This is a genomic window from Phenylobacterium conjunctum, assembly GCF_042679085.1.
In the GTDB taxonomy this organism is placed as follows: Bacteria; Pseudomonadota; Alphaproteobacteria; order Caulobacterales; family Caulobacteraceae; genus Phenylobacterium; species Phenylobacterium conjunctum.
On record NZ_JBHTLQ010000002.1, the window covers coordinates 66,366 to 89,253 of the forward strand.

The following is a 22,888-nucleotide window of genomic DNA, read 5'->3' on the forward strand; positions in this document are numbered from 1 at the left end:
TGGAGGAGTAGTCCGGCTATCCTCACCTGTCCATGGGGCGGGTGAATTCCGGAGGACAGGCCATGGAGCTGGGAGTCGTAGAGCTCTCGCGACTGCAGTTCGCTCTGACTGCAATGTATCACTTTCTGTTCGTCCCCCTGACGCTCGGTCTCTCGTTCATGCTCGTCATCATGGAGAGCATCTACGTCATGACCGGGCGCCCGATCTGGCGAACCATCACACGATTCTGGGGCTCGATCTTTGGGATCAACTTCGTGCTGGGGGTCGCGACCGGCCTCACCATGGAGTTCGAGTTCGGGACCAACTGGTCCTACTACTCCCACTATGTCGGCGACATTTTTGGCGCGCCGCTGGCCATTGAAGGCCTGATGGCCTTCTTCCTTGAAGCGACCTTCGTCGGTTTGATGTTCTTTGGCTGGGAACGCCTGTCCCGGCATGGGCACCTGGCCGTGACCTTCTGCGTCGCCCTGGGCTCCAACCTGTCCGCCCTGTGGATCCTGATCGCCAATGGCTGGATGCAAAATCCGGTCGGCGCGGTGTTCAACCCCGACACCATGCGCATGGAGGTCTCGAACTTCCGCGACGTGCTCTTCAATCCGGTCGCCCAGGCCAAGTTCGTCCACACGGTCAGCGCCGGCTACGTCACGGCGGCGGCCTTCGTCATGGGCGTCTCGGCGATCATGTTGCTCAACAAGCGCTGGCCCCGGGTGGCGCGGCGATCGTTCACCGTGGCGGCGGCCTTTGGTCTGGCCTCGGCGCTGTCGGTGGTCGTGCTCGGCGACGAGAGCGGCTACGCCTTGACCGAAAACCAGAAAATGAAGCTCGCTGCGCTCGAGGCCATGTGGGAGACCGAGCCTGCCCCGGCCGGCCTGACGGCGTTCGGCTTCCCGAATCTGCAGACCCACACCACTGAGCACGCGATCCGGATTCCCTATGTCCTGGGCCTGATCGCCACCCGTAGCCTGGACGGCCAGGTGCAGGGGATCATCCCGCTGGTCGCAGACTCCCGGCTGCGCATCGCGAACGGGGTGAAGGCCTATGACGCGCTTGAGCGGATCAAGGCCAACCCAAAGGATGCCGCCGCCCGCGCTGAGTTCGATCTGCGCGCTCGCGACCTCGGCTATGGTCTGCTGCTCAAGCGTTATGTGGCGGATCCCCGCAAGGCCGATGCCGCCCTGATCGACAAGGCGGCCTGGGATACGGTCCCCAACGTGCCGGTGATGTTCTGGATCTTCCGCATCATGGCGGGGATCGGCTTCCTGCAGATCGCCGTGTTCGCCGCCGCCTTCCTGCTGACCACCCTGCGCCGGTGCGAGACCAAATGGATCCTCTATGCGGCGGTGGCGATCATGCCGCTGCCGTGGATCGCGGCCGAATCCGGCTGGCTGCTGGCTGAACTGGGCCGCCAGCCCTGGGCGGTGGACGGCGTGCTGCCCACCTTCCTGGGCGTGTCCAGCCTGACCGTGCCCCAGCTGTGGACCACGATCATCGGCTTCACCCTGCTCTACGGCATCCTCGCCATTGTTGAGGTGGGCCTGATCATCCGCACCATCCGCCGCGGGCCCTACGCCCACCATGAACATCCGGACGCCGCCCCCGCCGCGCCCGCCCTTGCGCCGGCCGAATAGGAGACCCGGTCATGGAACTTCCCCTCGACTATCCAACCTTGCGGGTCATCTGGTGGGCCCTGATGGGGGTCCTGCTCATCGGCTTCGCCATCACGGATGGCTTCGACCTGGGCGTCGCGTCCCTACTGCCCTTCGTCGCCCGCACCGACGCCGAACGTCGGATGGTGATCAACACCATCGGCCCGACCTGGGAGGGCAACCAGGTCTGGTTCATTCTGGGCGGTGGGGCGATCTTCGCGGCCTGGCCCTTTGTCTACGCGGTCAGCTTCTCGGGATTTTACCTGGCGATGTTCGCGGTCCTGGCCTCGCTGATCCTGCGGCCGGTGGGCTTCAAGTACCGCTCGAAGCGCCCCGCGCGGGCCTGGCGGTCCACCTGGGACTGGGCGCTGTTCGTCGGCGGCTTCGCCCCGGCCCTGGTGTTCGGGGTAGCTGTCGGCAACGTGCTGCAAGGCGTGCCCTTCAAGCTCGATGACACCCTGCGCGCCACCTATGAGGGGACCTTCTTCGGCCTCTTCACCCCCTTCACCTTGCTCACGGGCTTGCTGTCGGTGGCCATGCTGGTGACCCACGGCGCCGCCTGGCTGACCCTGAAGGCCGAGATCGGGCCTGTGCGCGACCGGGCGCGGACGATCGGAACCTTGGCCGCGGCAGCGTCGATCGTGCTGTTCCTGGCCGGCGGGGCGTTCGTGGCCTTCGCTGGCCTGGGCTATACGGTCCAGGGTGACAGCCTGGATCTCGCCGGGCCCTCGAATCCGCTGCGGGCGGTCGCAGAGCCCTCCGCTGGGGCGTGGTTGGCCAACTACGGCCGCTTCCCCTGGATGGGGGCGGCGCCCGTCCTGGGCCTCGCCGGGGCGCTCGTCGCCCTGATTGGGATCCGAGCGGGGCGTGAAGCGCCGGCCTTTCTGGGCTCGTCGATCTCCGCCCTGGGCGTCATCTCCACCGTGGGCCTGTCGATGTTCCCCTTCATCCTGCCCAGCAGCATCGATCCGCGCTCGAGCCTGCTGGTCTGGAACGCGTCTTCCAGCCACATGACCCTGTTCATCATGCTGCTGGTGACCTTGGTCTTCCTGCCGATCGTGCTCGCCTACACCGCCTGGGCTTTCAAGGTGATGTGGGGCCGATCCACGACCGGCGCCTTGAACGTCAATCCCGACCTGTACTGAGGAGCTGCTGCGATGTGGTACTTCACCTGGGTTCTCGGTCTCGGCCTCGCGGTCGCCTTCGGCATCCTCAATGGGATGTGGCACGAGTTCTTTCTCTTGGGCGAGGGCGATGACGGCGCGGATGATCCGGACGGCGCATGAGGCCCTAGGCAGGGTCTAGAAGCCTGCTCCGATGGTCGGATCAACAGTTGCAGGGATGTCTAAATCAGGCTCGAAGCCAGAGCCGCCCACCCCGGACCCTGCGGGGCGGGCGCTTCTATTTGCTGGGCTAAGGCCAGGGCGCCTCAGGCGGCGACGAGAGATCCACGGTGAATCTGGGCAAGGGTGTTGAGGACGTTCATCGCGTCCTTGTCGGTGATGCGATAGTAGATGGTTTGCGCGTCGCGCCGGGTGGCGATCAGGCCTTCGGCCCTCATCTTGTACAAGTGTTGGGAGGCGGCGGACTGGGCCAGGCCCGAATGCTCGGCGAGATCCTCTACAGAGGCTTCCCCGTCGACCAGCCGGCACAGGAGCAAGAGGCGTTGCTCGGTGGCAGGTAGCTTCAGGAGCCGGATGGCCTGGCCCACACAAGCTTGCAGCTCGGAAACCACGTCAGAGCACACGTGCTTAGGGGAAGGCGCAGGGATTTACATATTCGCTATGTGGAATATGCGCGCGCGAGGACAAGGCGCCGCCGCCCAAGACCGCGTTCAGACCAGAATCACGAGGTGCTGGGCAGCTATCCCGGCTTGGAGATTAGGTCCTGGCATTCCTCAGAGGCTAGGTCGAGGCGCTATGCGAACTGGTTTGCGCACTCGCGCTTGAGGCGCCTAAGGATCACAGCGACGGCTGTTGAGGCGTCGGCGAACGCCGATCCAGCCCCTAGCATCTGCTCCGCCCGCCCATAGTCTTTCCGGTTGATCATTGTCGCGACGCCGCCGGCCTCACGGTGGAACGTAGCGTGGGCTTCCACGCATGTGCCGAAACTCGTTGACCGGTCGCACTGCTTGCGCCCTTCGCCGTGAAGCCAACGCCCCAGATCACAGTTCCTGTCGGAGCAGATGCTGTCTGCGTCGAGCGTAGTTCGATTGTCGAGCGCGACCCGCAGCTTGACCTTCCAATCCGCGTGCGCGGCCATCGCCTTATCGAAGTCCATCCCAAGCATCCCTGTTGTCTTCCCGGGAAAGATCGCATGCCCCAGCTAAGAATTTGCCCCATGGATATGGCTAAGGCGCGTTCATGGAAGCTTGACCCCTGCCGCGTTGGGGCTCTTGGCCATTGCGTACGCAGAACCGCAACAACTGGTTGCGCCCCCTCGGAAAGGCTTCGATCGCTACGCGCCATGGGGCTAGCGGTTGGATTGCTCGCGCCACGGATCAGAGAATCTCGGATCCGTCAGCAAACCCTGGTCAGTCAGCGCGTTCAGAAAGGCGATCAGCTCCTTTCGCTCCTGCGGCGTCAAGGTGAAGCCCGACAGGAACGAGCTCTTCAGGGGATTTGCCGCCCCGACGCCGGCGTAGGGACCAGATGCGATAGTTCGGCCGCCGGCGGCATAGTGGTCGATGGCCTCGTCCAGCGTCGCGATCGATCCGTCGTGCATGTAGGGCGCGGTCACGGCGACGTTTCTTAGGCTGGGCGTCCGGAAGCGGCCCATGTCCTGTGACCGCCCCGTGATCTCCGCCACGCCCGTGTTGTCCGCCGGATAGGCGCCTTTACCGTCCAGATTGTAGAGGCCGGTGTTGTGGTAGGCGACCTCGCCCACCGGGTTCCTCGTGTGCATGACGGAGTCCGTCATGTGAAGGCCGCTGTGGCAGTGGTGGCACTCCAGTCGTTCGCTGAAGAACAGGGCTTCGCCACGCTGAGCCTCTGCCGACAGGGCGGATGTCTCACCCGCCCGATACCGGTCATAGGGCGAGTTTACCGAGATCACCGTGCGCTCGAAGGCGGCTATGGCGCGGGTGATGGTGCCGAGCGAAACCTCGCCCCGAGCCTCCGGGAAGGCCTTGCGGAACAGCGGCGGATAGCGGGGCTCGGCCATCAGGCGCGCTTGCACCTCGTCGTCCCGTCCGGCGATCCCCAGCTCTACCGGCGCGGCGCCCAGGAGCGGGACGAGGGTCTGGCGCTCCAGGGAAGTCAGCGAGGGATTGGCCCAGGTCAGCACCGGCAGGTAGCCGACGTTGGCGATGGACATGGCGTTGCGGGGTGTGTGTTGGCCCGTCACGCCCACAGACGTGGCTCGACCATCGGTAAATGCCCGCGCCTGTTCGTGGCAGGAGGCGCAGGACATGGTCCCGTCCCGCGACAGCCGCTTATCATAGAACAAGAGCCGGCCGAGCTCGACCTTGGCGTTGGTGGTTGGATTGCCCTTGGGCTCCAGCGGCGCTGGGATCCAGGCCGGCAGGCTATAGTCAAAGCGGCCAGCAACGTAGTCGCCCAACGCCGCTACACCGCCCTGGGCCAGGGAGCCCAGGGCGGCGAAGGCCACAGCGCCGGCCGCGGCGCCGACGATCAGCTGACGCAGCCTCACTCTACCCGGGCCCAGCTTTGGTCCTTAGGCGTCAGGTCGCGGAACGGGACCCCCAGGGCGGGCATGATCGCCGCGCAGTCATCATCGGTCTGCCCCGACATGCACCCGGCCGCCGTGTTGGGGGCGTTGGTGGTGACGTCGGTCGCTTTCAGCAGCTCGGCCAGGTCGAACACCACGGACTGCCGCGCAGGGTCGAAAGCGGCGAACCTGTAGGTTGGCCGGTTCTGGCGGGCGCAGGGCGAGGTGGGGGGCGCGGTGAGCGGCCCGCTAGGGCAATCGGTGCTGCCCAGGTGAATCGAGAAGCCCGATGCGTTCGGGCGTCCGGGAGCGCTGGTCTCGATGTCGATCGTCAAGAACTTGTATCCCGCGCGCCAGGGCCAGGAGAGGGCCGAGAAGTTGAGTGGCGGACCAGCCCGTGTGGTGTCCTGGTGGTTTCGGTCCGCCGGCACGCCGAGGTCGAAGACCAGGCCGACATATCGACCCGGCGCCGCCTTGCCGCGGACTTCGCGGTTGACCGCAGCGTTGCCGTTGCAGTTGCCGGTGGCGTCCTCGAAGTCGAGGAGGGCCGTCTTGTCATCCTGCCAGCGGCCGTCGGAGGCGATGCGCACCGGCGTCTCGCCGCCCTTGGCGTCCACGAGGCGCAGGTTTGACACATAGACCCGGAAGTCCTGAAGAGTGATCGCGGCGCCGGTGGCGCCGATTCCGGAATAGGTCTTCCCGCAGGCGAGAGGTGCAGCGCCCACCTTGGCGGCGAAGCGGACCACGACGTCCTGCTCGGCGGCCGCGGCGGGCGCCGCGGCCAGGGCGAGGCCCAGGGCCGCGCCGGCCGGGAACATGAAGGTTCGAAGGCTCATGGTGCGCTCCCTAGAAGTGGCGGCTGACGCCGAGGCGGAAATTGCGCCCCTGCTCGTAGACATTGGGGTAGGCGGTGGACTGCTTGTAGGCGGCGTACCGCTTGTCAAAGAGGTTGGTCACCCCGGCGTCGAGACGCCACGTCCGGCCCTGAGGCGCCCAGGTGACGAACAGGTCGTGGGTCTCATAGGCGGGGCGACGTCGCAGCAGGGTGGAGTCGTAGTCCTGGGCCTCGACCCACATGGAGCTCCACCGCAGGTCCACGGACGGGCTGAAAGCGTAGGCCAGGGACAAGGTCCACTTGTCCGGCGGCGCGAAGAGGTTGGCGCCGGTCAGCTTGTCGCGCACGCGGATCTGGCTGTAGGCGAGTTGGCCCGAAAAGGCGCCCTGGCTCAGCCCGGCCTGCAATTCGAAGCCTTCCCGCTCAGCCTTTGAGACGTTCTGGTACTGCTGGATGGGGCGGCGACCCAGCACCGGGTTGGTGTAGAAGCCCACCACCACGACGGTGATCAGGTTCTCCACGTCGGCCTTGTAGTAGTCGCCCTGCAGGGTCAGGCGACCCAGGCTCAGGGGCGCGTCGCCGCTCCAGCGCGCGCCGGCGTCCCATTCCTCGGAGATCTCGGGCTTGAGGGCCGGGTTGGGGCGGAAGTTGGCGAAGGCCGTGGGCGTCGAGAGCGATTGATAGAGCTCGTTCACGGCCGGGGCCCGGAAGCCGGAGCCGCGGCTCAGATAGACCATGGCGCCGGAGATCGGCTTCACAGTCACCGCCAGCGACGGCGACATTCGATCGTCGGAGGTGGTCGGCGAGGCGCCGCTCTTCAGCTCGGTTTCGAAGTGGTCATACCGAACCGCGGGCGTCAGCGAGAGCCAGGGGGTCAGGGTGATCTCGTCGCGCAGGAAGCCGCCTAGCGAGGTCTGCTTGCCGTCCGGCGACACCGTGCCTGGCAGGCCGTCGGTCCGCGACTCGATCTGGTCGCGATAGCCGTCAGCCCCCACTGTGACACGATGGCCGAGCGGGCCGGTGGAGAAACGCCAGCTGTCGGCGCCCGAGAAGCCCAGGGTGTCAGTCAGGGTTGAGGTGGACGTCAGGACCGGCGTGACCTTCAGGTTCGGATCCGCGCCGGTCTCCAGGCGCGTGACATAGACGGACAGGTCGAGGGTCTTTTGGCCGTCACTATCAGCGCCGCTGAGGTTCAGCACGGTCTGGCGTTGGGTCGCCCAGTTGTTCTGGAAGTAGGGGAAGGACGCGTCGGCCTGCGGGTTGTTCGGCTGGAAGTCCTCCATGTCGTAGTAGAGGTGGGACAGTTCCGCCCGCAGGTGATCCGTCGCCTGCCATCCGGCCTTCGCCAGCAGGCTCACCGCCTGGCCATCGCCGGGCCGCAGGGTCGTGCCGCCGCCCTGGCGGATCGGACCCCAATCGCCGGTGGTCAGCCCCAGGAAGCCATCGAAGGCGCCCTGGCGGCCGTAGGCTCGGGCCAGGAGCCGGCGCCCCTCGTTGGCTGACTGGCTCTCCGCGCGCAGGTCGGCGCCGAGCTGGTCGCCTTCGGACAACAGGTTTCCGGCATCCAGGGTGGTGAAGGTCAGGGCCCCGCCGATGCCGCCCCCGCCATAGACGGCCGAGGACACGCCTTTCAGCACCTCTGCGCGTGACAGGAAGAACGGCTCCAGGAACAGGGGGGAGGACAGGCCGGGAGAGGCGTTCTGGCGGGCGCCGTCGATCACGGCGACGATCTGGCGGCCTGTGGCGCCTCGGATCGAAGGCATCTCGCCCTGGACCCGCGGGCCGCCGAAGAAGTCGACCCCGGGCAGGCGCTCCAGCACCTCGGGATAGGACACCGCCTGGCGGTCGGCGATGTCACCGGCCGTGATGACGGACACAGGGGCCGGAAGGTCAGCAAGGGGCGTGGGCGCACGGACGGCGGTGACGATCACCCCTTCAAGGTCGACCGGTGCGTCGGCGGCGAGCGCCGCGCCAGCGGAGAGCGCGGCGACGGCGGCGCCGGCCAGCAAACGGGAGGACCAGGTGAAAACACGATCAGACATGATTTAAGCCTTTGAATATACGCTAAATATTCTTTCCGGCCGGGTGGCCGTGAGCGCCCCCGGCGGTGTGACAGCCGCAGGCCGAGGCCTGCGACGCGATGGGATGGGCGATCGGCATCGGGGCCTGCATCGCCAGAAGGGCCCCAACGGCCGCGGCGACGACGATGGTCATCAGACGAAGCATTCTCATCACCGGCCTCCCGCGGCGCCGAAGTTGGACAGGGGCGCGGACGGCGCCTCCCAGGCGGCGCGTCCGCCGCGGCGGGCGCGGGCCAGGGCGTCCGCCATGGCCAGGCCAAAGGCCGCGCGCTCTGCGGGGGACAGCATCTGGGCGATGGGCGTCGTCCTGCGGCGGTGGTGCAGGCTCAAGGACAGGCACCCGTAGTCCGGGTGGTCCTCCCGGGCCAAGCTGGTCCAGGCGGTGGGCAGGGTGTCCTCGCAGATATCCGCGCCCCCGTCGGAGCGGCGGATGGTGATGCCTTCGGGCCGCACGATGACGTCCTCGAAGGCCCGGGCCCGCCGCCGGACCACCAGGAAGGCGAAGGCCAGGATGGCCAGGTCAAGCAGGATGAAAGGGGCCACGGGCCAGAAGCCTCGGGAGACGAAGACAAGGCTGGTGGTCAGGGAGACGAGGGCGAAGGTGGTCAGCGCGGCCGTCTGACCGGCGTCGGTCAGGGAATGGTTTGGTTTCAGGCGCGCATGGAGAAGGACGGGCTCTTGGGCTGAGCCGAGGGCATCGGACATGGAAAAGGCTCCGAACGACGAGGGGACAGGGGCGCAGCCATGCGGCGGCGCCGTTGGGATCGACGTCAGATCAGGAGCGGGGGACCGGTAGCTGGAGGCGGCGGGGCGGCGAGGCCCTGGCCGGGCCGGACCGCGGTGCTATGGAGTCTGGGCGCCGCGACGACCACGAAACGGGCCGGCGCGGGCGGAGCGGCGGAGGCCAGGGGCGGAGCCGCGCCCAGGCCCGCGAAGGCGCAGGGCGCCGGCTTGTGCGCGCCGTGGGCCGGCGCGTTGGGTTGTGGAAGCTTGCTGGCGTCTAGCGCTACGGCCCCCTGCGCGGTGCAGATGACGAGCGCGAACGGCAGGTCGTTCCTGTGGTCGGCCATGTAGCCTTGCGGAACCAGGACGCGCAGGGCGACGGCGAGCAACGCAGCGATCAGCCACGCGCCCCCATTTCGCCCCGAGCTTCTCAGATCGGTCCGCATGCGCCTCCCCTAGGCCTCCTTCGTCATGCTGTCGCTTCAGGGAAATTACGAGGGTCGAACATCAGGGCGCCTTCAGCTGCGAGGCCCGGGCGACGAAGCCTGAAAACATGCCGCGCAGGGGCTCGGCGATCGCTGGGTCGGTGGTGTCGAAGGAGCCGCCCTTAAAGGGGGGTTCCGGATGGTACTCGGCCTGCAGCATCAGGGCCTCGGCGTAGGGGCGGCCGCGCAGGCGCTCCACCACGGCTAAGGCGAAGTCCAACCCGGCCGAGACCCCGGCGCCTGTGATCAGCTTGCCGTCGGTGACAACGCGGGCGTCGACCGGTGTCGCGCCGAAATGACCCAGCATGTCGCGCGCCACCCAGTGAGAGGTAGCCTTGCGCCCACGCAGAAGGCCCGCCGCGCCGAGCACCAGCGAACCGGTGCAGACGCTGGTGACGCAGGTCGCGCGCTGGGCGCGATCGGCCAGGAAGGCCAGGACTGCGGGGTCCTGCGCCACCTGTAAGGTCCCGGTGGTTCCGCCGGGGACGAACAACAGCGTCAGATCGCGCGGACAGTCGGCCATTGTCGTGGTGGGTGCGATGGCCAGGCCAAGGTCGCTAGGGACCGGCGACAGGTCGGAGGTCGAGGTGACGAGGTGGACCCTGGCCCCCATCATGGAGGCGAAGAAATAATGCGGCCCGACCAGGTCCAGGGCGGTGAAGCCCGGATAGAGCAGCATGGCGACCTCCTCGTCACCATGCATGTTCAGCCCCGGCACGGCCATCAGCCGCATGTGCGCCTCGGCGGCGGCGCCGTCGATGTCGCGCAGGTTCGGGGGCGCGGTGGCGGCCATGGCGCGCTCCAGCGACAGGAAGGGGGCCATGGCCGCCAGGGCGGTCATGCCTCCGATGAGGGTCCTACGGTCGGCGGTCATGGGCGTCTCCCGGGTCAGGGTAGGGCGAAGGGATCGGAGCTCGGATCCTCGCTCCACTGATATTCGAGGCTCTTGGCCAGCAGGCGGGCGCGGTCCTTGCCGTACAGCCTGGCGACCACGCCGAGCGCCATGTCGGTTCCGGCCGAGACGCCGGAGGAGGTAACGTACTTGCCATCCTCCACCCAGCGGGCCTTGCGCACCCAGGTGACGCCGGGGTCCTGGTCGGTCGCCAGCTTGAAGAAGGCCTTGTTGGAGGTGGCCTTGTGGCCATGCAGCAAGCCGGCCTTGGCCAGGATGGCCGAGCCGGTGCAGACCGAGGTCATCAGGTCGACGGATTTGTCCTGGGCCCGCAGGAAGTCGAGCAGCCGAGGGTTTTCAAGGGCTTCATAGGTGCCAATGCCGCCCGGGGTCATCAGGATGTCGATCTTGGGCGTAGACGCGAAATCCCGGGTGGCGATGACCTCGACGCCCTGGGCCGAGCGAACGGGCCCAGCCTTCTCGGCGATCATGACGACCTCGAACTCGGGAACATTGGCCCACATCTCCACAGGCCCGAACACGTCCAGCAGCTCGAAGCCGGGATAGAGCACGACCCCCACCACCTTGCGCGCAGGCTGAACCGGAATGGCCAGGGCCGTCGCGGCGCCCGGCCCGGGCTTCACCGCCGGATCGAGGGCGGCGCGCACATAGGCCGCGCGACCCTGGCCGATGAAGGCGGCGTACTCGTCGCGGTTGGAGACGCCGTCCCCGTCCGCATCACCCTCGGCGGCGAAATAGCGGGCCAGGGCCAAGGCCTGGCTGTAGTCGGACTTCAGAGGCGCGCCGAAGGCGGCGGACATGCGGCTGAAGGCCTCGAGGGAGCCATGGCCCAGCATGGCGTAGCCGGCGGCGACCGTGTGCGCCTGGGGATAGGCCTTGGCGAGCTTGGCCATGTCGGCCGTGGCGCTGGCGTCGGCCTGCCGCCATGCGGCCTTCACCGCCGCTCGATCCGGCCCGGCCTTGGCCTGGCCGTCGAGGACCGCGGAGACCAGGGCCATCTCGTCGGCGTCGATCAGGCCGTTGGGCTTGGCCTTGGCGTCGGCGTTGGCGTCGACGCTCTCTGGCTTGAACTTCAGCGACGCCATAGCGGCGTCGAAATCGACCGCCCCGGGCGGCGGGGCCGACCATGCCGCCCGGGGCGATCCCGCGAGCGCCAAGACCGCCACGAGGACGGCGATCCCGCCGGCGCGGACGGATGGGCACGGTACCGCCTTGCCGGGTCTCTGGATGGGAACTTGACGCATCACGGATCTCCTTCCGAAGCGGGCTTCAGAACGCCTTTGAGAGGGTCAGGTAGGCCGACCGGGGTTGCAGGGGGACGACGACCGCACGGGCCAGGTACTGATAGGGCGCATAGCCGTCCTCGCCGGTCAGGTTGACCACCGAGACGGAGACCTTGGCGTAGCCGAAGTCGTAGGAGGCCTGAGCGTCGACCAGGACCGAGCCGTCGGCGACGACGGTGTTCGGCAGGGTCAGTTCGCGATCCGAAACCGCCGTCAGGCCGCCGCCGATCTCCAGGCCCTTCAAGTCGCCGGACTGGAACCGATAGCGGGCCGCCAGGCGCAAGCTGTGCTCCGGTGTGCGGGTCGGACGGTCGCCGACCGGCAAGGTGTTGTCCTTGGTGACCTTGGCGTCGGTGTAGGCGTAGGCCGCCAGGACCGACAGCGCCGGGCTGGGCTCATAGACCATGTCGGCCTCGACCCCGCGGGCGCGCTGCTCGCCGGCCTGGATCGAGGCGAAGGGGTTGGAGGGGTCGGCGGTGATCACATTACGGCGGGTGATCTCATAGGCCGCGACCGTGCCGGTCAGGCCCTTGATCGGCGCCGTCAGCTTCAGCCCGGCTTCATAGGACCGAGACGTCTCGGGCTTGGGATCGGCGACACCAAAGGCGGCCACCAGGCCCTTGAAGCCCTCTGAATAGCCCGCGAAGGCCGATACGCCCTTGGCCAGGCGATAGGTCGCCCCGACCCGCGGCGTCCAGCGGCTCTCCGAGCGCGAGGTGTTCACGAACGGGAAGCCGCCGCTGACATAGAGGCTGCTGATATCGACATTGGTCCAGCGCAGGCCCGCTGTGATGTCCAGGCGTTCGCCGACGGCGATCTGGTCCTGGACGAAGACGGCGGTCGACTTCATGCGGTCGGTCTGGACGTCGCTCAGCACCGGCGGCGCCCCGAACTTCACGTTGGTCGCAGGTGTGGCGTAGTCCACGAAGCCGATGAATCCGAAGCCCAAGGACGCCTGGTACTTGGTCTGGTCGTAATCCACGCCGGCAAGCAGGTTGTGGCGAACCGCGCCCTCGCCAATCTTGCCGTTGATCGTCGCGGAGATGCTGGTCTGACGGACCTGCGACGGCAGATAGGCCGAGGCGAAGGCGTAGGTCGTTCCCGCCAGTGGAATCCCCGTGAAGGGGAAGGAGCCGTATTCGTCGAAGTCGTTGCGGAACCGCCGCACGCTCACCTCGCCGCTCCAGGCGTCGGAGAAGGCATGGGCCAGGGTGGCGGTGACCATGCGGTTTTCGACCGTGGTCTGCGGCGCATCAGGGGCGCCGGCAAAGGTCTCCTTGTCCACCTTGGCGCCCAGCGGACCGGTGAGGGCGTAGGGCAGACCAGAGTATTCCAGCTGCTCCACGCGGGAGTACTGGCCCCGGAGCGTCAGGCGCGTGGCGTCAGTGAAGTCGATCACCGCGGTGGGGTAGATCGAGGTCCGGGTGCTGTTGACCTGTTCCAGGTAGCTGTCGGCGGTCTCGTAGTCGGCCGCCAGGCGCAGGCGGATGCGGCCGCCATTGGCCGGCGCATCGACGGAACCCTGGACGCCTCGGGTGTTGAAGCTGCCCGCGCGCAAGGCGAGGGTGGCTCCGAAGTCAGGCGCCGGATCGACCGAGACGAGGTTGATCAGGCCGGACAGGGGCGCGCCCACGCCGCCGCCATAGAGAGTGCTGGTCGGGCCCTTGGCGACTTCCACGCGGGCCACGTTGACCAGGGTGCCGCTGTCGCTGGCGCTGGCCGGCAGGTTGTAGGTCAGCATGCCGTCGACCAGGTAGGCGGCGTCGAAGCCGCGGATCTTGGGCGACTGCAGGACCAGCTCCATCTGACCCTGGGGCGCGACGCCGGAGACGTTGATCAGGGCGTCGCCGACATTGCGCAGGTCCTGGTCCTCGATGAGGGTCCGGTTGATCGCCTGGATCGACTGCGGGATTTCCTCAATTGGGGTCGCCGTGCGGGTGGCGGACCCGGCGGTGGTGACGGTCACGCCGCGATTGGCGGTGACAACGAGTTCGCTCACCCAGGCGCCGGTGTCTTCGGCGTGGGCGGGAAGCGCGGAAAGCGCGAGCAAGGCGCTGCTGGCCAGCAGTTGAAGCTTCATGTGGAAATCCCCCGGACCCTGTGGGCCGCCGTCTCGGGCTGGTCACGCGCAGGGCGATGTGTCTGTCGGGACGCGCGGTCGTCGAACTTCCGCACGCAAGGCAATGGAAGCCTTCACACGCGTGCGAAGGCTTAGCCCCGGCCGAAAGGCGGGACTCAGACCGACAGAGTAGGGGGACCGGTTGCGGGCGGCGGCGGGGCCGCGAGCCCCTGCCCCGGACGCATTGAGGCCGGCCGGGCGGCAGGGGCCGTAGGGAGGACGAACGGTACGTGGGCCAGCACCGCTGACGGTTCGGGCGGCGCGGTAGCGACACCAAGGCCAGCGAAAGCGCATGGCGCGTGGCCTTGGGGCGCACTGTGATCCTGGTGCGACGGATCCGACTTGACCTTGAGGGCGCCCTCGCCCGTGCAAATCACCAGCGCGAAGGGCTGGTCAGGCGTCGTCATATAGCCTGCGGGGGCGAGAATGCGCAGGCACACAGCCAACATCGCCAGGACGAGCCAGAGCCCCCCAGCCTCGCTGTTGCTGTCTGCAGATCTCCGCATGGCCGAGTCTCTAGCCTAGTTGATAGGCAATGTCTTGGCCCTGCTTCGCCAGCGTCCTGGATCGGGAAACTGCCTACGAGCACAAAGGAAGTGGCGCAGCATCAAAAGGCTAACGGCCCACATCGCTATACCAAGCGTGGTTGGTCGGGACTTGACTGCCTTCGACTCTGCTGGGCGCTAGTACCGTTCTGCAGGCCACTGGCCCCTTCGACTTCCGGCAATGCATATTAGGCGAGGATGACGGGCGTCAGATTTGCGGCCAGAACGGACATTGCCTCTGTGCCGCCAAGTGGACCTAGGGGAGCGATCCGCGCATCTGGGATCACCCGTTGAAGAGCCTCGCCGTGCGGGGTCCAGAAGGACGCCTACAGGCGGAGTGAATGCATTGAGGCAGCCTGCATCTCGCACAGGACTTTGGAGGTGACTGGGTCGCCAGTGCTGCTCCCGCTGCTGTGAGAACGCAGACCAATTTACGGCAGCCACCAGCCTTTGGTCTTGGAAGCCGCCTCATCCGCAATTCTGATCGCCGCCCTGGCGTTAGCTCTGGCGATGCCAACGGCGGCTTCGATGTCCTCAAACGCCCAGGCGTCGAAATACTTGGTGGCGATCTTTGTAAGGTGGTCGGCGTATGTCTCGCGTTTGGCTTTCGTGACCAGCTCGTCCATGACCGCCCGCGCACCCCTAAGCTGGCGGCGAGTTTCGATGGCAAGGAGGAGCATCGGGCCGTCTGGAAGCTCAGGTGCTTTTAGAGCTCGCGACTGCTCAATGAGATCGTCGAAGCGATAGATATCGAAGTCCGCCAGATCCCGAACAAGCTCGTGCCTATGCGCGAAGCTGGCCTACCTGGCGCCTGATCTGCAAGCCGCGATCGTGAACGGCACGCTGCCGCCCGGGGTTACGCTCCAGGGCTTGCTGGCCAAGCCGCTGCCGGTCAGCTGGGCGCGGCAGCGTGTGTTGATCCTGGGGTAGGGGGCCGCAGAGGGGCGTTTCGGCCTTAAAGGCCGAGGTTTCTATAGGGCGACCTGAGGCGAGTTTAATGCAGTTTAGCGCCTCCTATAACTGCGCTCAGGTCGAGTATAATGAGATCTCGCTGGCGTTTAATGGGGCTGGGCCGCGGCGCGCCGTGCAAGCGACCTGTTCCGGTCCTGTTGAGCGCCTGTTCGGTGCGAATTTGCCACCTGTTCTGAGCCTGTTATCGCTCCTGATGTGCGCCTGTTCCTGAGCGGCCGATCAGTCAGCTAAGTCACAGATTAGGCGTGGGAAATCCCGCCTTGGGCGCCATCAGCGCCTGTTCCAAGAAAATGCAAACCGGAGTTTCTGCATACGCTGCAGAGACAGCCGGCTTTTGTCGCCGCGGCAGCCGCGAGAATTGGCGCGCAAATGCGCGGCGCGACACGGATTGGCGTCGACTTTGATGCGGGAATTCAGGGGGTTGGTTGAGGGCTACTAGATCGGAGACAAATTCTGCCGACTAAGTGGCGGTGAGAGAGGGATTCGAACCCTCGATAGAGTTTCCCCTATACACGCGTTCCAGGCGTGCGCCTTCAACCACTCGGCCACCTCACCACACTCCGAAAGGGGGCGGGCCCCTCGCGGAAGGCGCGCAATATACTCAGGGAGCCCGGCGGAGCAAGCGCGCATCTGGGCCTTGGCGGCAGACGGTGCAAAAGGCCGCGCGGGACCCTATATTGGGGCTCGATCCAATCTCGCGTGAAAGGCGGCCGCCCATGCTGTTCGGCAAGAAGTCCCTCGACATGCCCACCCCTGAAGCCGCGCTGAAGGGCCGCCCGATGGCCCTGCCGACCGCGGAGACGCACTTCCTGAACGACCGCCCGCTGAAGGGGCCCTATCCGGAGGGCCTGGAGCTGGCCCAGTTCGCCATGGGCTGCTTCTGGGGCGTCGAGCGCAAGTTCTGGCAGGTCCCGGGCGTGTGGGTGACCGCCGTCGGCTATGTGAACGGCTATACGCCCAACCCGACCTATGAAGAGGTCTGCAGCGGCCGCACCGGCCATACCGAGGCGGTGCTGGTGGTCTATGACCCGGCCCAGGTCACCTACGCCGACCTCTTGAAGGTGTTCTGGGAGAACCATGACCCGACCCAGGGCATGCGCCAGGGCAACGATATCGGCACCCAGTACCGCTCGGGCATCTACGCCTATTCGCCGGAGCAGAAGGCCGCCGCCGAGGCCTCGCGCGACGCCTTCCAGGCGGCGCTGAAGGCGCGCGGCTATGGCGCCATCACCACCGAGATCGGCGATGCGCCCGAGTTCTATTTCGCCGAGGACTATCACCAGCAGTACCTGGCCAAGAACCCGGGCGGCTATTGCGGCATCGGCGGCACCGGCGTGACCTGCCCGATCGGGGTCGGCGTCGAGGCGTGACGCCGCAGGCCTTCAAGGCGGCCGCCCTGGCCCTGCCCGCCGCCACCCACGTGGTGCAGTGGGGTGGGGCCGATGTGTTCAAGGTGGGCGGCAAGATCTTCGCCATCCTGGGCCTGGGCGGCGCCTTCTCAATCAAGGTCAGCGATCTCGCCTACGAGATCCTGATCGAGACGGGGCAGGCGCGCCCGGCGCCCTATCTGGCGCGGGCTAAATGGGTCGCGTTTGAAGACATGGATGATCTCGACGCCGCCGAGGTGGAGGGCTGGCTGGCCAACGCCCACGCCCTGATCGCCGCCAAGCTGACCCGCGCGGCGCGACGGGAGTTGGGGCTCTAGCCCTTGGCCTGGCCTTCCAGCAGGCGGCGGATGTCGGCGATGGCGCCGGCCGCCTTTGACTTGCGCTGCCGGCTGAGCAGCAGGGCCACGGCGCCCAGGGTGGCGGCGATGAAGGCCCAAGGGCCGAACAGCCAGGCCGCCGCGGCCAGGGAGAAGTAGTAGCCGCGCACCCCGGCGTTGAACGAGGACAGGGCCGGGTTGATCAGGCGCGACGCCGCCTCGCCATAGGCCGCCTCGAACGCGGGATCCTGGCTGTCGGGCGCCGCGCCGACGGCGGCGATGCAGTAGTTCATCTGGCGGATCGACCAGATGAAATCCAGCAGGCCCCGGGCCAGGGCGACCAGCACCAGGGCGATCTGGCCCTCGAACAGCAGGCGCGAGGAGGTCTTGATCACCAAGAGGCTGGAGGCCGAGCGGAAGGTCTGCTCGCCGCCGAACAGGGCGCCCGCCGCCGCCGCGATCAGGATCAGGTTGGACGAGGCGAAGAACGAGGCCGAGTTGAGGGCGTGGCCCAGCAGCTGGCCGTCCATGAACCGGTTCTCGCGCACCGCCATGTTGCGCATCCAGGCGCCCCGGATCACCGTCATGTCGGTGTTGATGTGGCCCTTGCCCCGCGAGGCCGCCTTCAGGAGCGGCTCATAGGCCAGCCACACCGCCAGGAACAGGATCAGGGCGGTGAGGTCGAGGGCCGACAGGGGCAGGTGTCCGAGGCGCAAGGCGGTCAGTCCTCCGCGATCAGGCTGTGCCGGTTGGTGTTCTTGAGCGTCAGGGTGATCAGGAAGGCGATCGCCATCACCGCCGCCACATAGATGTAGAAGCCGCTCTCATGGCCGGCCTGCTTGAACTTCAGGGCCGCGAACTCCGCCGAGCCGCCGAAGATGGAGTTGGCGAGCGCGTAGGGCAGGGCGACGCCGAGGGCGCGGATATGGGCCGGGAACAACTCGGCCTTCAGGACCGCGTTGACCGCGGTGTAGCCCGACAGGATGGCCAGCAGCAGGATGATCAGCATGGCGGCGGCGACCGCGTCATGGGTCACGGCGATCTGGCTCATCACCGGATAGGTGGCCAGGGCCCCGGCCGCGAAGGCGAACATCAGGGTGGTCTTGCGCCCGATCCGGTCGGACAGGGCGCCATAGAGCGGCTGGATCAGCATATAGGCGACCAGGGAGGCGGCGCTGATCCCGGTGGCCGCGTCCTTGGTGAAGCCGGCGGTGTTGACCAGGAACTTCTGCATGTAGGTCGTGTAGGCGTAGAAGGCCAAGGAGCCGGCCGAGGTCAGGCCGAAGATGGTCCAGGTCTCGCGCGGATAGGTCAGGAACAGGGACAGGGTCGGCGGATGCTTCTCCGTCGCCGCGCCGGCCTTCTGAACGGCCAGGAATGAAGCGCTCTCGTGCAGGCCGCGGCGGATCCAGAACACCACGATGGCCAGGGCGCCGCCGATGACGAAGGGGATGCGCCAGGCCCAGGCCTCCAGCGCTTCCTTGGGCAAGAGGGCCTGCAGCACGATCAACACCGCCAGGGCGGTGAGCTGGCCCATGATCAGGGTCATGAACTGGAAGCTCGACCAGAAGCCACGGTTCTGCTTGCCCGCCACCTCGGACATGTAGGTGGCGCTGGCGCCGTACTCGCCGCCCAGGGACAGGCCCTGGACCAGGCGCGCGGCCAAGAGGGCGAAGGGCGCGGCGGCGCCGATGACGCTGTAGTCGGGCATGATGGCGATGGCGAAGGAGCCCGCGCACATCATGGCCACCGACAGGGACAATGCCGCGCGCCGGCCGGCCCGGTCGGCGTAGAGGCCCATCAGCCAGGCGCCGATGGGCCGGGCCAGGAAGCCGGCCCAGAACACCCCCGCCGTGCCCAGCAGCTGGGCCGTGCGGTCCCCGGCGGGGAAGAAGTGCTTGGCGAAATAGAGGGCGAAGGACGAGTAGGCGAACCAGTCGTACCACTCGACCAGATTGCCCGCCGAGCCGCCCAGGATGGCCTTGGCCCGCTGGACGGGGGTCAGGCCCGGAGCCTGAGCCTCGATAGGCAGTTCGCCGCCCGCTTCTGTCGCCGTCATCCTGTCCCCCCGGTTTGAGGCGCAAACCTAGACCGGGCCGGGCGTCGGGCGAAAGGGCCGGGCGCCTATATCCGCCCCATCAGCACGAGGATGAGCACAATCACCAGCACCAGGCCGACGCCGCCGGACGGGAAATAGCCCCAGGACCGGGAATAGCCCCAGCTGGGCAGGGCCCCGACAAGGGCCAGGACGAGGATGATGAGCAGGATGGTCCCGAGCGACATGGCGTTCCTCCGCGCCGGGCGACGGGCCCGGCTTCGGACGACTGAACGGCGACCGCCTCGGGGCGGTTCCGCTTGCTACTCGGCGACGTCGGCGGTGTGCAGGGTCTGGTCGGCGGCGCGCACGCCCATGCCGTACATGAAGCCGATGAAGGCGCCCTTGACCCGCGGCAGCAGCAGCAGGGTCGCCGTGGCCAGGGGGATCAGGGCGGCCGGGACCATGATGACCGGCGGCGTCTGCCAGATCACCGGGAACAGCAGCACCGGCGCGACCAGCAGGTGCCCGACGATCAGGATGGTGAAATAGGCCGGGCCGTCATCGGCCGGATACTGGGCCAGAGCATGCCGACAAGATGGGCAGGTCGGCTCGACCTTGAGGTAGCGCCAGAACAGCTTGGCCTCGCCGCAATTGGGGCAGCGACCCTTGAATCCGCGGGTCATGGCCTTGGAGAGGCTGGGTTTTTCGGAACTCGACATGGCGGCTATATGCTCATTCCTGGAGACGGGCGGAAGGGTGACCCGCCGTCGCATGCGCGGAAATTGCGGCCTTACCTAGCGCGACCGCTGTGCGAACAACTGTAGAACGAAACCGACGTCGGTTCTATCCCCAACCGGGCGAGCCCGAGTTCAGCGCTTGGCGTCCTCGGCGGTGCCGGTGACGGCGCGGCCGGCGGCCGTGATGTCCCGGCCGACCCCGGCCACGGTGTTGCAGGCGCTGGTCAGAAGCCCCAGGGCGGCGACGGTGAGGATCACGAGCTTGCGCATCAAAGGCTCCCGAACGGGTTGAGAATGACCTGACCTAAGGTCGAGCTTGGGGCGCTTTTTTGGCGCCCTTCCGCGCGGCCGGCAATCCTCGAACCGGTCTCAGGCCGCCGCCTTGCGGGACGCGGGGTTCGAGAACTCCATGACCCCGTCTTCGACCTTGGAGTACTTCAGGTTCATCAGGTCGAGCGCGTAGTTCTGGTCCAGCCGCCAGGGCGCCTTGGTCCCCTGCTTGGGGAAGCTGGCCATGGCCCGCTGCACATAGCCCGAGGAGAAGTCGAGCCACGGCTCCTCGCCGATGGTCGGGTCGGTGTTGCGCGGGGTGGCCTGGCGCAGGCCGGTGCGGTCCATGTGATTGAGCAGCCGGCAGACATAGCCGCAGGTCAGGTCACATTTCAGGGTCCAGGAGGCGTTGGTGTAGCCGAAGGACGAGGCGAGGTTCGGCACGTCGGAATACATCATGCCCTTGTAGGACAGGGTCCGGGCCGGCTCGACCGCCTTGCCGTCGACGCTGAGCGCCAGGCCGTTCAGCGGCTTCAGCACCAGGCCGGTGGCGGTGACGATGACGTCGGCCTCAAGGCTCTCGCCCGACTTCAGCCGTATGCCCTCGGGGCCGAAGCTCTCGATGTGGTCGGTGACCACGCTGGCCGCGCCCGACTTCAGCGCCTGGAACATGTCGGCGTCCGGCACCAGGCACAGGCGCTGGTCCCAGGGATTGTAGTTGGGGGTGAAGTGGGTCCCGACGTCGAAGTCCGGGCCGAGTTGTTCGCGGACCATGTCCAGCAGGCGCTTCTTGACCACCTCGGGCTTCTTGCGGGCGGTGTTGTAGAAGTAGAGGCCGAACAGCACGTTGCGCCAGCGGATGATCGAATAGGCCAGCTTGGCCGGCAGCTTGGCGCGCAGCCAGTTGGCGAAGGCGTCCTCGGCCGGGCGCGACACCACATAGGTCGGCGAGCGCTGCAGCATGGTGACGTGGGCGGCGGTCTTGGCCATCTCCGGCACCAGGGTCACCGCCGTGGCGCCCGAGCCGATCACCACCACCTTCTTGCCGGTGTAGTCCAGGTCGCTGGGCCAGTTCTGCGGGTGGACGATGCGGCCCTTGAAGGTCTCGGCGCCCGGGAAGTCCGGGGTGTAGCCGCCGTCATAGGAATAGTAGCCGCCACACAGGAACAGGAAGTTGCAGGTGAAGGTCCGGGTCTGGCCGTCCTGTTCGGCGGTCACCGTCCAGGCGGCGTCCGGGGTGGACCAGGCGGCTGACAGCACCTTGTGGCCATAGCGGATGTGCGGATCGATCCCGTGTTCGCGGGCGGTCTCGCGCACATAGTTCAGGATCGAGGGGCCGTCGGCGATGGCCTTGGCCTGGGTCCACGGCTTGAACGCATAGCCCAGGGTGTACATGTCGCTGTCCGAGCGGATGCCGGGATAGCGGAACAGATCCCAGGTGCCGCCGATGGCGTCGCGGCCTTCCAGGATCGCATAGGTCTTGCCTGGGCACTGGGTCTGCAGGTGCACCGCCGCGCCGATGCCCGACAGGCCCGCGCCGACGATGACCACGTCGAAGTGTTCCATGTTTCCGTCCCCCTGTCGGCGTCTCACGAACGCCGTCTCCTACCCATGACGTAAGGTCGGGCGGGGGGCAAGGCCTGGGTTATCAGCGATCAGGTGCGACACATCTTCCAGTTTACCAATTCCTGCGAGGCGCCGAGCTAGGCTGTAGGACATGCAACGCCGCTCCCAGCCCCTGCAGCCCAAGATCCAGGCCCTCGACGCCACGGCGTTCGAAACCATGGTGCGCCTGCACGAAGCCTTCCTGGCCGGACGGCCCGGCGCCATGCGCGCCCTGCCGCGCTATGTCGTGGCGCACAAGATGCGCTGCGAGGGGCGGCTGTTGATGGAGGCGGACTTCACCGGCGCCGACCTGACCGGCTCGATCTTCATCGGCGGCGACCTCAGCCGGGCGGCCTTCTATTGCGCGACCCTGGCCAAGTGCGACTTCCGCAACGCCCGGCTCACCCGCGCCGACCTGCGCGGCTCCAGCTTCGCTGGCGCCAAGCTGGGGGGCGCGGTGCTGGACGAGGCCGACCTGCGCGCCGCCGAGCTGTGCGTCGTCGACGACAGCGGCGGCCTGCGCCGGCTGGGCGCGGGGGCCAGCTTCACCGGCGCCAGTCTGAACGGCGCGCGCCTGGACGAGGTGGTCGGCCACGCGGTGGACTTCTCCAACTGCTCCCTGCGCGGCGCGCGGCTGCGCAACGCCAACCTGAAGAACGCCAACTTCGCCGACGCTAACCTGGCCGGCGCCGACCTGATGGGCGCCAAGCTGGCCGGCGCCAACCTCAGCGGCGCGATCCTGAGCGGTGTGGACGTGACCCGGCTGGGCCTTTCGGCCCAGGCCCTGGCGGCGTGCGTGGTCGATCCGACCCCGGCGGCGATCGCCCGGGTGGCCGAGATCCGCGAGGAGCTGAACCAGGGCGAACTCTGGGCCAAGACCGACGGCGCCAAGGGCCGTCCCGCCCGGCTCGACGGCGCCGACCTGCGCCCGGCCGAGGGCTGCTTCCGCAAGCGGGTGCTGGCCGGCTTCACGGCCAAGAACCTGATGGCCATCGGGGTCGACTTTTCGTTGGCCCAACTTCAGGGCGCGAACTTCGACGGCGCGGACCTGCGGGGCGCGGACTTCACCGGCGCCGACCTGCGCGGCGCAAGCTTCAAGGGCGCCAAACTCTCCCACGCCCGGTTCGTGAACGCCGACCTTGGGGCTCTGCCCCTTTCCGGCGGCGCCTCGCGGGCGATCAGCTTCGAAGGCGCGAGCCTCGACGGCACCGGCCTGATCCGCAAGCGTCCCGTGGCCGACGCGGACCGGCTGGAAATCTAGA

25 protein-coding genes and 1 tRNA gene are annotated in these 22,888 nt (G+C 67.4%); 6 read left to right on the forward strand and 20 right to left on the reverse strand.

What is annotated here, in order from left to right; all coding sequences use genetic code 11:
* Positions 1-62: 62 nt before the first annotated feature.
* From ACFQ27_RS01095 to cydX, 3 genes are read left to right on the forward strand one after another with little or no spacing between them, the layout of a single operon-like run.
* A complete protein-coding gene (locus ACFQ27_RS01095) occupies positions 63-1,628 on the forward strand; it encodes a cytochrome ubiquinol oxidase subunit I (RefSeq protein ID WP_377352065.1) in 1,566 nt (521 codons plus the stop codon).
* Between the two features lie 11 nt (positions 1,629-1,639).
* Positions 1,640-2,791: a cytochrome d ubiquinol oxidase subunit II gene (gene cydB / locus ACFQ27_RS01100; protein WP_374345437.1), complete on the forward strand. Its 1,152-nt coding sequence runs from the start codon at positions 1,640-1,642 to the stop codon at positions 2,789-2,791.
* Between the two features lie 12 nt (positions 2,792-2,803).
* Complete coding sequence (gene cydX / locus ACFQ27_RS01105) at positions 2,804-2,932, forward strand: cytochrome bd-I oxidase subunit CydX (protein WP_374345436.1); 129 nt, start codon at positions 2,804-2,806, stop codon at positions 2,930-2,932.
* A 143-nt stretch (positions 2,933-3,075) separates the two neighbouring features.
* Here the strand turns inward: cydX and ACFQ27_RS01110 are convergent, their stop codons facing one another.
* The 14 genes from ACFQ27_RS01110 to ACFQ27_RS01175 form a co-directional block, all read right to left on the reverse strand.
* On the reverse strand, positions 3,076-3,381 hold the full coding sequence (locus ACFQ27_RS01110; RefSeq protein ID WP_377352066.1) for an ArsR/SmtB family transcription factor: 306 nt from the start codon (positions 3,379-3,381) through the stop codon (positions 3,076-3,078).
* A 182-nt stretch (positions 3,382-3,563) separates the two neighbouring features.
* Positions 3,564-3,926 carry a CZB domain-containing protein gene (locus ACFQ27_RS01115; protein ID WP_374345434.1) on the reverse strand — a complete coding sequence of 121 codons (363 nt, stop codon included), beginning with the start codon at positions 3,924-3,926 and terminating at the stop codon, positions 3,564-3,566.
* A 192-nt stretch (positions 3,927-4,118) separates the two neighbouring features.
* On the reverse strand, positions 4,119-5,297 hold the full coding sequence (locus ACFQ27_RS01120; RefSeq protein WP_377352067.1) for an MbnH family di-heme enzyme: 1,179 nt from the start codon (positions 5,295-5,297) through the stop codon (positions 4,119-4,121).
* Positions 5,294-6,151: an MbnP family copper-binding protein gene (locus ACFQ27_RS01125; protein ID WP_374345431.1), complete on the reverse strand. Its 858-nt coding sequence runs from the start codon at positions 6,149-6,151 to the stop codon at positions 5,294-5,296. The genes ACFQ27_RS01120 and ACFQ27_RS01125 overlap by 4 nt, the downstream gene beginning before the upstream one ends.
* 10 nt (positions 6,152-6,161) lie before the next feature.
* Complete coding sequence (locus ACFQ27_RS01130; RefSeq protein WP_377352068.1) at positions 6,162-8,192, reverse strand: TonB-dependent receptor domain-containing protein; 2,031 nt, start codon at positions 8,190-8,192, stop codon at positions 6,162-6,164.
* A 22-nt stretch (positions 8,193-8,214) separates the two neighbouring features.
* The gene (locus ACFQ27_RS01135; protein ID WP_377352069.1) at positions 8,215-8,382 is read right to left on the reverse strand and encodes a hypothetical protein; all 168 of its coding nucleotides are present in this window, start codon (positions 8,380-8,382) and stop codon (positions 8,215-8,217) included.
* Positions 8,382-8,936 carry a DUF2244 domain-containing protein gene (locus tag ACFQ27_RS01140; RefSeq protein ID WP_374345428.1) on the reverse strand — a complete coding sequence of 185 codons (555 nt, stop codon included), beginning with the start codon at positions 8,934-8,936 and terminating at the stop codon, positions 8,382-8,384. The genes ACFQ27_RS01135 and ACFQ27_RS01140 overlap by 1 nt, the downstream gene beginning before the upstream one ends.
* Before the next feature lie 65 nt (positions 8,937-9,001).
* A complete protein-coding gene (locus ACFQ27_RS01145) occupies positions 9,002-9,400 on the reverse strand; it encodes a hypothetical protein (RefSeq protein WP_377352070.1) in 399 nt (132 codons plus the stop codon).
* 61 nt (positions 9,401-9,461) lie between these two features.
* The gene (locus ACFQ27_RS01150) at positions 9,462-10,313 is read right to left on the reverse strand and encodes a DJ-1/PfpI family protein (RefSeq protein ID WP_377352071.1); all 852 of its coding nucleotides are present in this window, start codon (positions 10,311-10,313) and stop codon (positions 9,462-9,464) included.
* 14 nt (positions 10,314-10,327) lie between these two features.
* A complete protein-coding gene (locus ACFQ27_RS01155; RefSeq protein WP_377352072.1) occupies positions 10,328-11,596 on the reverse strand; it encodes a DJ-1/PfpI family protein in 1,269 nt (422 codons plus the stop codon).
* A gap of 25 nt (positions 11,597-11,621) precedes the next feature.
* A complete protein-coding gene (locus ACFQ27_RS01160; protein ID WP_377352073.1) occupies positions 11,622-13,715 on the reverse strand; it encodes a TonB-dependent siderophore receptor in 2,094 nt (697 codons plus the stop codon).
* Between the two features lie 155 nt (positions 13,716-13,870).
* A complete protein-coding gene (locus tag ACFQ27_RS01165) occupies positions 13,871-14,260 on the reverse strand; it encodes a DUF2946 family protein (RefSeq protein ID WP_377352074.1) in 390 nt (129 codons plus the stop codon).
* Between the two features lie 470 nt (positions 14,261-14,730).
* Positions 14,731-14,925 carry a hypothetical protein gene (locus ACFQ27_RS01170; RefSeq protein WP_377352075.1) on the reverse strand — a complete coding sequence of 65 codons (195 nt, stop codon included), beginning with the start codon at positions 14,923-14,925 and terminating at the stop codon, positions 14,731-14,733.
* Between the two features lie 811 nt (positions 14,926-15,736).
* Positions 15,737-15,826 (reverse strand) — tRNA-Ser (locus ACFQ27_RS01175).
* A gap of 161 nt (positions 15,827-15,987) precedes the next feature.
* Between ACFQ27_RS01175 and msrA the strand changes: the two genes are divergently transcribed.
* The gene (gene msrA / locus ACFQ27_RS01180) at positions 15,988-16,641 is read left to right on the forward strand and encodes a peptide-methionine (S)-S-oxide reductase MsrA (protein WP_374345379.1); all 654 of its coding nucleotides are present in this window, start codon (positions 15,988-15,990) and stop codon (positions 16,639-16,641) included.
* Positions 16,638-16,976 carry an MmcQ/YjbR family DNA-binding protein gene (locus ACFQ27_RS01185; protein ID WP_374345378.1) on the forward strand — a complete coding sequence of 113 codons (339 nt, stop codon included), beginning with the start codon at positions 16,638-16,640 and terminating at the stop codon, positions 16,974-16,976. Before msrA ends, ACFQ27_RS01185 begins: the two co-directional genes overlap by 4 nt.
* Here the strand turns inward: ACFQ27_RS01185 and ACFQ27_RS01190 are convergent.
* The 6 genes from ACFQ27_RS01190 to ACFQ27_RS01215 form a co-directional block, all read right to left on the reverse strand.
* The gene (locus ACFQ27_RS01190; protein WP_377352119.1) at positions 16,973-17,671 is read right to left on the reverse strand and encodes a DUF599 domain-containing protein; all 699 of its coding nucleotides are present in this window, start codon (positions 17,669-17,671) and stop codon (positions 16,973-16,975) included. The genes ACFQ27_RS01185 and ACFQ27_RS01190 overlap by 4 nt on opposite strands.
* A gap of 26 nt (positions 17,672-17,697) precedes the next feature.
* Positions 17,698-19,035: an MFS transporter gene (locus ACFQ27_RS01195; RefSeq protein ID WP_374345377.1), complete on the reverse strand. Its 1,338-nt coding sequence runs from the start codon at positions 19,033-19,035 to the stop codon at positions 17,698-17,700.
* Positions 19,036-19,100: 65 nt separating this feature from the next.
* On the reverse strand, positions 19,101-19,259 hold the full coding sequence (locus tag ACFQ27_RS01200; RefSeq protein ID WP_374345375.1) for a DUF3309 family protein: 159 nt from the start codon (positions 19,257-19,259) through the stop codon (positions 19,101-19,103).
* Between the two features lie 75 nt (positions 19,260-19,334).
* Complete coding sequence (locus tag ACFQ27_RS01205) at positions 19,335-19,733, reverse strand: DUF983 domain-containing protein (protein ID WP_377352076.1); 399 nt, start codon at positions 19,731-19,733, stop codon at positions 19,335-19,337.
* 150 nt (positions 19,734-19,883) lie between these two features.
* On the reverse strand, positions 19,884-20,021 hold the full coding sequence (locus ACFQ27_RS01210) for an entericidin A/B family lipoprotein (protein WP_377352077.1): 138 nt from the start codon (positions 20,019-20,021) through the stop codon (positions 19,884-19,886).
* Between the two features lie 99 nt (positions 20,022-20,120).
* On the reverse strand, positions 20,121-21,587 hold the full coding sequence (locus ACFQ27_RS01215) for a flavin-containing monooxygenase (protein ID WP_377352078.1): 1,467 nt from the start codon (positions 21,585-21,587) through the stop codon (positions 20,121-20,123).
* Between the two features lie 151 nt (positions 21,588-21,738).
* Between ACFQ27_RS01215 and ACFQ27_RS01220 the strand changes: the two genes are divergently transcribed.
* Positions 21,739-22,887 (forward strand): pentapeptide repeat-containing protein, encoded by a 1,149-nt coding sequence (locus ACFQ27_RS01220; RefSeq protein ID WP_377352079.1) that lies wholly within the window; start codon positions 21,739-21,741, stop codon positions 22,885-22,887.
* The last annotated feature ends 1 nt before the right edge of the window (position 22,888 follow it).

Bases quoted from the DNA above. Each gene is read 5' to 3' on its own strand.
- ACFQ27_RS01210 (WP_377352077.1), bottom strand. From the start codon at position 20,021: ATGCGCAAGCTCGTGATCCTCACCGTCGCCGCCCTGGGGCTTCTGACC.
- ACFQ27_RS01135 (WP_377352069.1), bottom strand. From the start codon at position 8,382: ATGAGAATGCTTCGTCTGATGACCATCGTCGTCGCCGCGGCCGTTGGG.
- ACFQ27_RS01140 (WP_374345428.1), bottom strand. From the start codon at position 8,936: ATGTCCGATGCCCTCGGCTCAGCCCAAGAGCCCGTCCTTCTCCATGCG.
- ACFQ27_RS01130 (WP_377352068.1), bottom strand. From the start codon at position 8,192: ATGTCTGATCGTGTTTTCACCTGGTCCTCCCGTTTGCTGGCCGGCGCC.
- ACFQ27_RS01145 (WP_377352070.1), bottom strand. From the start codon at position 9,400: ATGCGGACCGATCTGAGAAGCTCGGGGCGAAATGGGGGCGCGTGGCTG.
- ACFQ27_RS01170 (WP_377352075.1), bottom strand. From the start codon at position 14,925: ATGGACGAGCTGGTCACGAAAGCCAAACGCGAGACATACGCCGACCAC.
- msrA (WP_374345379.1), top strand. From the start codon at position 15,988: ATGCTGTTCGGCAAGAAGTCCCTCGACATGCCCACCCCTGAAGCCGCG.
- ACFQ27_RS01215 (WP_377352078.1), bottom strand. From the start codon at position 21,587: ATGGAACACTTCGACGTGGTCATCGTCGGCGCGGGCCTGTCGGGCATC.
- ACFQ27_RS01205 (WP_377352076.1), bottom strand. From the start codon at position 19,733: ATGTCGAGTTCCGAAAAACCCAGCCTCTCCAAGGCCATGACCCGCGGA.
- cydX (WP_374345436.1), top strand. From the start codon at position 2,804: ATGTGGTACTTCACCTGGGTTCTCGGTCTCGGCCTCGCGGTCGCCTTC.
- cydB (WP_374345437.1), top strand. From the start codon at position 1,640: ATGGAACTTCCCCTCGACTATCCAACCTTGCGGGTCATCTGGTGGGCC.
- ACFQ27_RS01125 (WP_374345431.1), bottom strand. From the start codon at position 6,151: ATGAGCCTTCGAACCTTCATGTTCCCGGCCGGCGCGGCCCTGGGCCTC.
- ACFQ27_RS01155 (WP_377352072.1), bottom strand. From the start codon at position 11,596: ATGCGTCAAGTTCCCATCCAGAGACCCGGCAAGGCGGTACCGTGCCCA.
- ACFQ27_RS01195 (WP_374345377.1), bottom strand. From the start codon at position 19,035: ATGACGGCGACAGAAGCGGGCGGCGAACTGCCTATCGAGGCTCAGGCT.
- ACFQ27_RS01150 (WP_377352071.1), bottom strand. From the start codon at position 10,313: ATGACCGCCGACCGTAGGACCCTCATCGGAGGCATGACCGCCCTGGCG.
- ACFQ27_RS01115 (WP_374345434.1), bottom strand. From the start codon at position 3,926: ATGGACTTCGATAAGGCGATGGCCGCGCACGCGGATTGGAAGGTCAAG.
- ACFQ27_RS01160 (WP_377352073.1), bottom strand. From the start codon at position 13,715: ATGAAGCTTCAACTGCTGGCCAGCAGCGCCTTGCTCGCGCTTTCCGCG.
- ACFQ27_RS01165 (WP_377352074.1), bottom strand. From the start codon at position 14,260: ATGCGGAGATCTGCAGACAGCAACAGCGAGGCTGGGGGGCTCTGGCTC.
- ACFQ27_RS01200 (WP_374345375.1), bottom strand. From the start codon at position 19,259: ATGTCGCTCGGGACCATCCTGCTCATCATCCTCGTCCTGGCCCTTGTC.
- ACFQ27_RS01095 (WP_377352065.1), top strand. From the start codon at position 63: ATGGAGCTGGGAGTCGTAGAGCTCTCGCGACTGCAGTTCGCTCTGACT.
- ACFQ27_RS01220 (WP_377352079.1), top strand. From the start codon at position 21,739: ATGCAACGCCGCTCCCAGCCCCTGCAGCCCAAGATCCAGGCCCTCGAC.